This window comes from Acetonema longum DSM 6540, from assembly GCF_000219125.1.
GTDB lineage: Bacteria > Bacillota > Negativicutes > Sporomusales > Acetonemataceae > Acetonema > Acetonema longum.
In genome coordinates this window covers 1-10,134 of the sequence record NZ_AFGF01000096.1, presented here as the reverse complement: position 1 = coordinate 10,134, position 10,134 = coordinate 1, and the positions used below count along the sequence as shown (strand labels likewise).

Here is a 10,134-nt window from a genome sequence, read left to right as displayed (position 1 = left end):
CATCCTTTTTTTGCCTTAAGGCCGCAGCACGATCTTGATGGCCGTGTCGTCCTTGTCGGCCAGTTCAAACGCAGCTTTGATCTCACTGAGCTTGAACTCATGGGTGATCAGCGGTCTGACCTCCACATCCCCCTGCACCACCGGGCGCAGCGAGGGCGGCGTCCATACATAGCGCTCGCGCCAGGTGTGATGCACCAGGCAGGTATTGATAAACTCCAGCCCGTCGTCGTGCCAGCGGCTGATATTGAGGGTAATCGGCTGGGTAACCCAGCTGTAGAAGACAAATTTGCCGTTGTGCCTGATGATTTCCGAAGCGGTGTTAAAGGAGCTTTCGCTGCCCGCCGCTTCCACTACGACATCAGCGCCTTGCCCTGCCGTCAGGTCCTGCACGATTTGATTTAAATCCTGTTTTTTCAGATTGACAGCGATGTCCGCCCCCAGCTTCCGGGCCAGTTCCAGCTTGCCGTCCAGCACATCGGCGACAACCACTTTGGTGGCGCCCTTCTTTTTGGCGCACTGGGCGATGACCTGGCCGGCAAAGCCGCCGCCCATCACGACGACAACGTCTCCCAGCTGGACGCCAGAGTGCAGGCCCGAGTACATGGCGCAGGCCAGCGGTTCCCCCAGGCTCGCCAGGTCCATGTCCAGCCCCTCTGGCACGGGCTGCAGCTGGAATGCCTTGGCCATGAAATAGTCGGCGTAATTATTGCACCAGCCAAAGGCGATGACCTGGTCTCCCACCTTGTATTCGCTGACTTTGGCGCCGACTTCGACGACCGTGCCGCCGCTCTCATGCCCCAGCCAAAAGGGAAATTTGGGGTCCTGGCGGAATTCGGCCGTTTTGGGCGGCATTTGCCCCCGGTAGAAGTTTTTATCCGAGCCGCAGATGCCGATCAAATGGTTTTTGACGATAATATCGTCCTCGCCGCATACCAGTTCCTTTTCCACAAGTTCGATATCATAAGGCGCTTTTAATAAGGCTGCACGGGTTTTAACCGACATAGTTCTTCCTCCTCATTATCATTGGTTTAATTTTGGTTTAGGCTAATCATGAATCCGTGAACTGCGGATGCCTCTCAGGGTATCCCCAGCAGGGAAAATGCGGTCCAGGCAATGACGGCGCCTACCGCCGCCATGCTCAGTCCCCAGATGAGCATGTTTTTAAACAGCTTGGCCTTATCCTCACTGGCGTGGGCATTGGCCAGATAGATGGCGCCGCTGGTGGACAGCGGGCTCATATCGACCACAAAGCCGCAGGACACAATGGCCGAGATGAGCGGCAGCAGTTCGCTGGCCGACGCTCCCACCTTCTCCAGCAAAGCGGGCGCCATGGGCACGAAGGTGGGCAGGATCACGCCGGTGGTGCTGGCATAGGCCGATATCAGGCCGGACACGAAACCGGTGACCGGGATGATGGTGGAGGCGGAGGAAAACCGCGCGATCAGGCCGGCGAAGAGGTCAATGCCGCCGACCTTGGTCATCAGCGTAATCATCACCGTGACGCCGGTGACCATCAGGATGGCGCCCCAGGGCATGGCCTTGATCGCCTTGTCTTCATCGGCCGCCTTGAGAAAGATTAGGACCATGCCGATCAGAAAGGCGCCCAGGCCGATGTCCAGCTTGAAAACCATCACGCCGATAATATAGACCAAAAGCCCGATGACCGTATAACCCTGCTGCCGGTTAAGCGGCTCCACCTGCAAGCCGGCCAGCACGCTGCTTTCTCCCGGCTGGCGGTTTTTCAGCAGCTTCATGCCGCCAAAGACAAAAAAGGCGACAATGGAGGCGCCGAGATGGACCAGTACGTTATTCAGCCAGATCAGCCCGCTGACGTCAGTCAGGCCCAGTCTGGCGGTCAGCCCGGTGGTAATAATGCCACCGATGGCAATCGGCGACATGCCGCCGGCGTGACCGCCGTTGCCGGCCATGACCGCCAGCAGCAGCGGGTTGATATTCAGCTCCTTGGCCAGCAGCATCACCGTAGGCGCCAGCAGCGCCGCCGTCACGGTCGGCCCCGGACCGGCGGCGCCGATCGCCAGGGCAATGAAAAACAGCAGGATCGGCAAAAGCGCCACATTGCCCCGGATGCCCTTAATCACGTGCTTGGTGATTTTCTCCAGGGTGCCGTTGATCTGGGCTATGCCAAATAAAAAGGTGGTGCCGGCCAGCATGATAAACAGGCTGGTCGGATATCCCCGCAGAATCTCGTCGACCTTCATGCCGCCTAAATAATGGCCGATGACCAGGGCCACACCCAACGCCATGATGCCGATATTCCGCGTCGATATACAGCTTACGATGATGACGGCAATAAGCGCCGCCAGCGAAATCGCAGCCAAAGACATTCCCATCCCCTCCTCGCATTGTATAGGTGAATTCCCTTTGAACCGAAACCGCAGCATCCACCTCCCCGGCAATTCGAAAAATTCCGTTAACAATGCATTGCAAAATTCATGCCAAAGAAAGTACCGCCTGCCGGACTGCATTTTGCCTGATCCGGCAGGCGGTACTTCCTGGATGACCGTTTCATTGCAACTGTTTCTCGTTTCACGAAACACCCTAGCGAAACGAATTAGCTGTTTTTTTCCTGCGCCAGCCGGCGCCACAGAGTCGTCCGGCTCACTCCCAGCAGTTCAGCCGCTTTGGTCTTATTGCCGCCGGCCCGTTTGCAGGCATCCCGGATACTCTCCTCACTCAGGTCCGCGACATGAGCCTCCCTGGTCTTTTGTCTCAGGCTTGCTCCCGGCTTCCGGCTTTCCTGCCCGGCATCCAGCACTTTCACCACATCCGCCGCCTCAATCCTTGAGCCGTCGGCGAGAACCGCGAGGCGCTCGCAGACGTTGCCGGGCCAGGAATACCGCAGCAGCATTTCTTCCGCCGCCGGCGACAGTCTGGTAATATTTTTGCTGAATTTGTGACTATAGACGGAAAGAAAATGGCGGACCAAAAGCAGGATGTCCCTGTCCCGGTCCCGCTCGCGCAACGGCGGTATTTTGATATGGAGGACATCCAGCCGGTACAGCAGGTCCTCCCGGAAGCGGCCCATCGCCGAAAGCTGCCTGATATTTTTGTTGGTCGCCGATATCACCCGCACGTCCACCGGAATGACCCGGTCGTCTCCCAGGCGCATGATTTCCCGTTCCTGCAGCACACGCAGGAGGCGTCCCTGCAGAGGCAGCGGAATTTCCGACACTTCATCCAGGAAAATCGTCCCCCGGTGGGCCAGTTCAAACAGCCCTGGCTTGCCGCCCTTCGCCGCACCGGTAAACGCGCCCTCCACGTAGCCGAAAAACTCACTTTCCAGGAGATTTTCCGGCAGCGCCGCGCAATTGACGGCCACGAACGGCCCTGTCCGGCGGCGGCTGGCATTGTGGCAGCTCTGGGCGATCAGTTCCTTGCCGGTGCCGGTTTCACCGGTCAGCAGAATATTGGAATCAACGCCGCTGAATTTGCGGCTGTCTTCGATCACATCCCGCAGCGCCTGGCTGGCTCCGATGAGATCGGCAAACGAATACTTGGCGGCCAGCCCCTTATGGTGGATCTTCTCCCGGATGCGCCCTTCCATTTCCTGCAGCCTCGCCGCATTCTGAAAGGTGGCCACCGCCCCGGCAACCCGGTCCTTCACTTTCACCGGCACCCGGTTTTTCGCCACCATGACGCCGTTGATTTCCTGCAGTTCGCCCAGCTCGGCCATGCCGGTTTCCAGCACCCTGAGCAGCCCTGTGCGGGGCAGTACGCTGCGGATGTGCCTGCCCAGCGCCGTTCGAGCTTTCACCCGGATTATTTCTTCCGCCGTTTTATTGAACACGGTGATGATGCCTTTCTCATCGATGGCTACAATGCCTTCATAGGCGTAATCCATGATAGCCTTGACCCGTAAGGCCGCTTCCTGGTTGAGCCGGGCAACGCGCGCCGTGCGAACGGCCTCCCGCACAGCCTGAAAAATCGCCTCTTTGCCTGATTCGATCAGCACCGCGTTCATGCCCATCTTCCCGGCAATAGCCACCGCCATGGCGCCGCTGATCACTGCTTCCGTCCCTGCCTGCCGGGCCGCCTGCAGACACCGCTCAGCGTCCTCTTCCCGTTCCACCGCATAACAGACAATCTCGACCCCCAGAACAGCGGCGATGGTTTTGGCGCCGTAAATCATCGAATCCGAACCCATGACGGCAATTTTGCGCGCCTGAAAGCGCTGTCTGCACTGATGCACGGCATGGATCACGTCATAGCCGGTAACTGGCAGGTCGATAACCGGAATCGCCGTATAGGCCTGGCGCAGAGCCGACGCGGTAACGCCCCTGGCAATGACAGCGTCGCATTCAAACTGCCGGGTTTCGATAAACTTGACGCCTATGGCGTAGATTGCCTGCAGTTCCACATCTTCCTCCGCCAGTTCGGCGAACACCTCTTCGGCGAATTGCTTGTATTCTTGATAGGGAGCGAATAAGATCACCTTAATCACAGTATGCCTCCTTGTCGCCGGCGACCAGCAATTTGCACAGGACCGCATGGGCAAAAAACCGGGCCGGCCACAGCCCGGTCAGTTCCCGCAGCTTGTCCAGCCGGAAAATCAGGGTGTTCCTGTGGATGTACAAAGCCTTTGCTGTATCCGACACGTTCAGGTTATGCGCCAGGAGACCTTGGATCGTATCGCGCATAGCATAGGTTCTGTCTATTCTTCTCGACAATTTTTCCTGCAAATACTGAAAAGCCAGGCAGGTTTGCACCGCACCCGGCTCTTGGATCAGATAATCGGCCAGGGCGTCAAAATCGTAGACCGAGACCACCTTCTCCCGGCCCGCGGCATGCCGCAGGATGGACTGCGCCTCCCGGTAGGAATGATAAAGCTGCAGCGGCTGCCGCGCCAGGCTGCCCAGGGCCAGCCGCTGCAGGGATACAGGCTGTTCCCGGCCTAACGCCGCGGCGACCTGGCCGCCCCATGCGGCAAACTCATCCGGCGGGCTGTCCGCATCAAAGGTTTTGAGCATAATCAGCCCGTTATCGCCGAACACAAACAAATCCTGGGGCGTAAACAGGCCGGAAGTTTCCAGCAGCTGCGACAGATGCTCCCGGTACCGCGCGAAGACCAGTTCCTCCGCCCTGCCGGCAGTCCCTTCCGCTTCCTCCGGCGTCTTTAAGCTGGCTACCGCCGCCAAACGGAACAGCGAGGGGTCGATCCGCAGCAGCCCGGCAATTCTGCCGATCTGCACCTGCTGCTTTGGCGCCTGTGGCGACAGCAGCAGATGGACAAACTGTTCTTTTAAGCTGGAATAGGTTTTAAACTCCTCGATTAGGAGTTCCCGCTCCAGAATGAGTTCGGCGACCATGGTGACCAGTTTGGCCGTATCCCGGACCTCATCCGGACAGCCGGAAACGCCGGCAACGCCGACGCTTCGCCCCCGCAGCACAATAGGGCGGTTCACCCCCGGCTGCGACCCCGGATAACGTTCCAGTTCCTCCGGATAAATCTCGATGCATTCTCCGCTTTCCAGGACCGACAAGGAGCCCCGGTGAAGCGAATGGATCCGGTCCGGCTGGCCGGAGCCGATGATTCTGCCCGTATTATCCATAATATTGATATTCTGCCGGACAATCGGCGTGATGGTGTCGACAATCTGCTGCGCCAGTTCCTGCGTAATAATCACGGCCTACCACCCCTAGTTTCATTGTATATATTATATAACATCAGCCGGAGAAAAAATCCAATACTGCTGCAAAATTGTGCAAAATGTCTAATCCGGCGCCAACCGGATGAAATTCTATTGTAAAGTTCAATAATTGAAATTTTTGATCCTGCGCCGGAAAATGAAACTATACGGTGCTGTTGCACCGATGACAGAAACGGTAGAGTAGAAAGGAAGTGTCAGCATGCTATTTGTAGTGGCGCCCGATTCTTTTAAAGGCAGCCTGCCGGCCACAGCAGTGGCCAATGCCATGGAACGCGGCGTTTTATCGGTTTTCCCCGATGCCCGGGTCCGCAAAGTCCCGATCGCCGACGGCGGGGAAGGTACAGTGGAATCCCTGGTAGCGGCGACAGGCGGCAGAATGATGGCCGAAACGGTTACCGGACCGTTGGGAACGCCGGTGGAAGCTTTCTGGGGGATTCTGGGCGACGGTGAAACCGCCGTTATCGAAATGGCCGCCGCTTCGGGCCTCACCCTGGTCCCGGCTGAACAGCGAGATCCCCGCCGCACCACGACCTATGGAACGGGGCAGCTCATCAGCGCCGCCTTGCGGCAGGGGCTGCGCCGGCTGATCATCGGCATCGGCGGCAGCGCCACCAATGACGGCGGCGCCGGCATGGCCCAGGCCCTCGGCGTGCGTTTCCTCGATGCAGCGGGCCGCGGCCTCCCTTACGGCGGCGCGGCCCTGGCAGAGCTGTCGTCCATCGACATGACAAATATCCATCCCCTGCTCGCCGAGGCGAGCATTCTGGTGGCCTGCGACGTGGACAATCCGCTGTGCGGCGAAAGGGGCGCCTCCGCCGTTTACGGCCCGCAAAAGGGAGCGACGCCGGCTACGATTCAGGAGCTGGATGCCGCCCTGGAGCGGTTCGCGGCTATTGCCGGACAAGCCACCGGCAGAAATATCGCCGGCCTTCCCGGCGCGGGAGCGGCAGGCGGCCTGGGGGCGGGACTGATGTACTTTACCGATGCCCAGCTGCGGCCGGGCGTTGATATCGTCCTGTCCGCCACGGATTTCGCCGGCCTGGTCCAGGAAGCAAACCTGGTCATTACCGGCGAAGGCAGCACCGATTTCCAGACGGCCTACGGCAAGGCTCCGGTGGGAGTCGCCAAAATAGCCGGGCAACATCAGATTCCCGTTGTCTGCCTCTCCGGCGGGCTGGGCCGTGACTACGAAAGCGTCCTGGAACAGGGCATCGCCGCCGCCGCCAGCATTGTTCCAGGTCCCATGTCCCTGAGCGAATGCATGGAAACCGCGGCCGAGCTCATTCAGGCGGCGACAGCCAGGGTCTGCCGCCTGCTTCTGGTCGGACACGCCATGTCTTTTGAGAAGAAGCTGTTAACGGAGGAGAGATAGCTTATGCTAAAACGCACAAAAATCGTCTGTACTGTTGGTCCCAGCACGGATGGGGCGGGAATACTGGATCAAATGATCGCCGCCGGCATGAATGTGGCCCGGTTCAACTTTTCCCACGGCAGCCACGACGACCACGCCGGGCGTATCGCCCTGGTGCGCGAAGCCGCCGCGCGGGCCGGCCGGCATATTGCCCTGATGCTGGATACCAAAGGCCCGGAAATGCGCCTGGGCAGGTTCGCCGGCGGCAAAGCCGAGTTAAAGGCAGGCCGGCGCTTCATCCTGACCGGACAGAATATCGAGGGAACAGCGGAAAAGGCAGCGGTCAGCTATAAAAATCTGGCCAACGAGGTCTCCCCCGGCGCCAGAATCCTCCTGGCCGACGGCCTGATCAGCCTGACGGTGAATGAAATCTCCGGCGAGGACATCATTACCACCGTGCAGAACAGCGGCGTAATCGGCAATACCAAACGGGTGGCGGTGCCCGGCGTCCGCATCAGCCTGCCGCCCGTCTCCGGGCAGGATATCGCCGACATTACCTTCGGCACCGGACAGGGGATGGATTTCATCGCCGCTTCGTTCATCCAGCATCCCGACGATATTCTGGCCATACGCAGGCTGCTGGAAGCGCACAGCAGCCGTATGGGCATCATCGCTAAAATCGAAAACCTCCCGGGCATAGAAAATATCGACGCCATCCTGAGGGTGGCCGACGGCATCATGGTGGCCCGCGGCGACATGGGGGTGGAAATTCCTTCGGAAGACGTGCCGCTGGTGCAGAAAGAGCTGATCGCCAAATGCAACGCCAGCGGCAAGCCAGTCATTACGGCCACCCAAATGCTGGAATCTATGATTGCCAATCCCCGCCCCACCCGGGCGGAAGCCACGGATATCGCCAATGCCATTCTGGACGGTTCAGATGCCATTATGCTTAGCGGCGAAACAGCCTCCGGCCTGTATCCGGTGCAGGCAGTGGAGACCATGAACCGCATTGCCCTCAGAACCGAGAGCGGGCTGGATTTTGCCGCCCTGCTGCGGCGAAAGGGCCTGCAGACGCGATGCACAACCACGGAAGCCATCAGCCACGCCATCACCCAGATCGCCCACGAACTCCAGGCAGCCGCCGTCATTGCCGCTACCGAGACCGGCTATACGGCGCGCATGCTGTCCAAGTACCGTCCCCATTGCCCGGTGATCGCCGTCACGGCGTCAGAAAAAACCGCCAGACAAGCCGAACTGCTCTGGGGTGTCTATGCTCTCCTGCAGGAGAACGCTCCCACTTATGATTCGATGGTGGAAAGCAGCATCAAGACAGCGGCAGCCGCCGGCATGGTGTCTGACGGCGATCTCGTAGTCCTGGCAGCCGGTCTTCCCGCCGGCACACAGGGCACCACCAACGCCATCCGTGTCCATGTGGTCGGACGGGTGCTGGCGCGCGGCACAGGGATCGGCGAACGGACCGTCACCGCTCCCGCCATAATTGTATCTGCCGCTGATGCTTGGGATGGCAGAGCGGTTGAGGGCCATATCCTGGTTATCCGGGAAATGAACGGCCAAATCGCGCCATTGGCCGCCAAGGCCGCCGCTATCGTCGCCGAGGAAGACGGCCTCTCTTCCGATGCGGCAATCGCCGGGCTGCACCATAACATCCCCGTCATTGTGGGCGCCGCCGGCGCCACCGGCGGCATAGCGCCGGGAACAGTCATCACCATCGATCCCCGCCGGGGCGTCGTATATCAGGGAGAAGCCAACGCACGGTAAAAAGCAGAAATAGTGGATAAAATGACTACATCTATTGAAGTAGCGGAATTAGAAGACCAGCTGAAGAAATTCCCGGAATATGACTCGAAGTATTCGCTAGAAGTCAATATTTACACCATTCTTTACAATAACGGTGGTAAGGAACAACTGCAGGGTGCATTGATGCTGGGTGGTATGATGACAGGTTCTATGGCGGTCACTATAGCAACAGCAGTAGGAGATAATGCCTTGGATGGCAAGGAACTTATTACTCCGGATGTCTTGCTTGCTGCCTTGGTTAGTAGTAAGCTGAAGGTTAGAGGTGCTGTTAAAGGGCCGGTTAACGTTCCTATCGGGAAAGGATCTGGGCCTGCGCCAGGTGTGCTCGGTGCAAACTCTTCTTCAACGTCGGTTGCAGCCATCAAGAATTACTATCCAAAAGAAGGAGCAATTGAGTTTGTTTTTGATCCCAAAACAAACACCTTCCTAGTGGGCGAAGGAAAACATGCTGCATTAGCAAATACAATAAATGCCGACACGTCTACCGTGGTTGGTGGGATTTTTAAGCGTGGACCTAATGTGAAATATTCACTAACGAAGCAAGCGGCCATTTTTGGAAGAACTGGACTCCGGAAGTAAGACAACAATTCCAGAAAGTAATGGGAAGCTATGGGCTTCCAGTCATTCATTCAATGGGTATGTAGTAGATGTAGAAGGAGAGCGGCTATGATTGATACTACAAAGTCCTTTATGAGTTTAATATCCTCGGTTGTTAACTACAAAGAATCTGTTTTACCAGATTCTGAAGAGAAGGTAAAATGGTATCCAATCCTACACTGCAATCCTCCAGGTTTACTTTTGGGTGTTCAGCAAGACGGCACATGGGTTGTTGAGGTAGAATCTGGCTTATACAGGCTAAGTAATTCAGGTTCATTTTGGCGCTTAGTCAGCTTATTGGAGCAACCATCGAATGAGATCAGAAAAGAGGTAGCCAATTCCTTCAATTCTTTAGACATTAAAATAGACATCGACGACTTTTTCCCTTTTGCTGAGATAGTTCGAGCAGGACTTCAGTTTGGAACGAAATATTGGGCTGAAATGGCCTCGGATGGTATGACGAATTGCCACCTGAAAAGAAAAAGTATCTAAAGGAATCTTTGGTTAAGGTGGAAACTGCAAAATGGGCCTCTCAGAAGTTGCGACATAAAGCAATGAAAGAACTGAAGAAGTTAAATTACGCTGAATTCTAGGTATAACACGGTACATGGGGCCGTTCGAAACCAATGAAAAAATCAATATTGTAAAATTTATGATACAAAACAAAGACCGTTCAAGCGCTAGAATGCGTTTTGAGCG

Annotated in this window: 8 protein-coding genes; 4 read left to right on the top strand and 4 right to left on the bottom strand. The window is 57.2% G+C overall.

The genetic code is table 11. The annotated features are described in order from the left end of the window. Positions 1 to 15 precede the first annotated feature (15 nt). From ALO_RS10890 to ALO_RS10875, 4 genes are all read right to left on the bottom strand, one after another. Positions 16 to 1,002: a zinc-dependent alcohol dehydrogenase gene (locus ALO_RS10890; protein ID WP_004095673.1), complete on the bottom strand. Its 987-nt coding sequence runs from the start codon at positions 1,000 to 1,002 to the stop codon at positions 16 to 18. A 74-nt stretch (positions 1,003 to 1,076) separates the two neighbouring features. Continuing rightward, positions 1,077 to 2,345: an SLC13 family permease gene (locus tag ALO_RS10885; protein WP_004095672.1), complete on the bottom strand. Its 1,269-nt coding sequence runs from the start codon at positions 2,343 to 2,345 to the stop codon at positions 1,077 to 1,079. A 227-nt stretch (positions 2,346 to 2,572) separates the two neighbouring features. Further along, positions 2,573 to 4,462, bottom strand: a complete 1,890-nt coding sequence (locus ALO_RS10880; RefSeq protein ID WP_004095667.1) for a sigma-54-dependent Fis family transcriptional regulator — start codon at positions 4,460 to 4,462, stop codon at positions 2,573 to 2,575. Continuing rightward, positions 4,455 to 5,645: a CdaR family transcriptional regulator gene (locus tag ALO_RS10875; protein ID WP_004095665.1), complete on the bottom strand. Its 1,191-nt coding sequence runs from the start codon at positions 5,643 to 5,645 to the stop codon at positions 4,455 to 4,457. Before ALO_RS10875 ends, ALO_RS10880 begins: the two co-directional genes overlap by 8 nt. 223 nt (positions 5,646 to 5,868) lie before the next feature. Here ALO_RS10875 and ALO_RS10870 point away from each other — a divergent pair, with 223 nt between their 5' ends. The 4 genes from ALO_RS10870 (at position 5,869) to ALO_RS10855 (ending at position 9,927) form a co-directional block, all read left to right on the top strand. After that, complete coding sequence (locus ALO_RS10870; RefSeq protein WP_004095662.1) at positions 5,869 to 7,041, top strand: glycerate kinase; 1,173 nt, start codon at positions 5,869 to 5,871, stop codon at positions 7,039 to 7,041. A 3-nt stretch (positions 7,042 to 7,044) separates the two neighbouring features. Beyond that, positions 7,045 to 8,799, top strand: coding sequence for a pyruvate kinase (gene pyk, locus ALO_RS10865; protein WP_004095660.1), 1,755 nt, complete (start codon positions 7,045 to 7,047; stop codon positions 8,797 to 8,799). Between the two features lie 21 nt (positions 8,800 to 8,820). Next, on the top strand, positions 8,821 to 9,417 hold the full coding sequence (locus ALO_RS10860; protein WP_238528255.1) for a polymorphic toxin type 43 domain-containing protein: 597 nt from the start codon (positions 8,821 to 8,823) through the stop codon (positions 9,415 to 9,417). A gap of 87 nt (positions 9,418 to 9,504) precedes the next feature. Further along, positions 9,505 to 9,927 (top strand): hypothetical protein, encoded by a 423-nt coding sequence (locus ALO_RS10855; RefSeq protein WP_004095656.1) that lies wholly within the window; start codon positions 9,505 to 9,507, stop codon positions 9,925 to 9,927. Positions 9,928 to 10,134 lie beyond the last annotated feature (207 nt).

Coding starts and splice junctions, on each gene's coding strand:
- ALO_RS10890 (WP_004095673.1), bottom strand. CDS start 1,002: ATGTCGGTTAAAACCCGTGCAGCCTTATTAAAAGCGCCTTATGATATC.
- ALO_RS10885 (WP_004095672.1), bottom strand. CDS start 2,345: ATGTCTTTGGCTGCGATTTCGCTGGCGGCGCTTATTGCCGTCATCATC.
- ALO_RS10870 (WP_004095662.1), top strand. CDS start 5,869: ATGCTATTTGTAGTGGCGCCCGATTCTTTTAAAGGCAGCCTGCCGGCC.
- pyk (WP_004095660.1), top strand. CDS start 7,045: ATGCTAAAACGCACAAAAATCGTCTGTACTGTTGGTCCCAGCACGGAT.
- ALO_RS10860 (WP_238528255.1), top strand. CDS start 8,821: ATGACTACATCTATTGAAGTAGCGGAATTAGAAGACCAGCTGAAGAAA.
- ALO_RS10855 (WP_004095656.1), top strand. CDS start 9,505: ATGATTGATACTACAAAGTCCTTTATGAGTTTAATATCCTCGGTTGTT.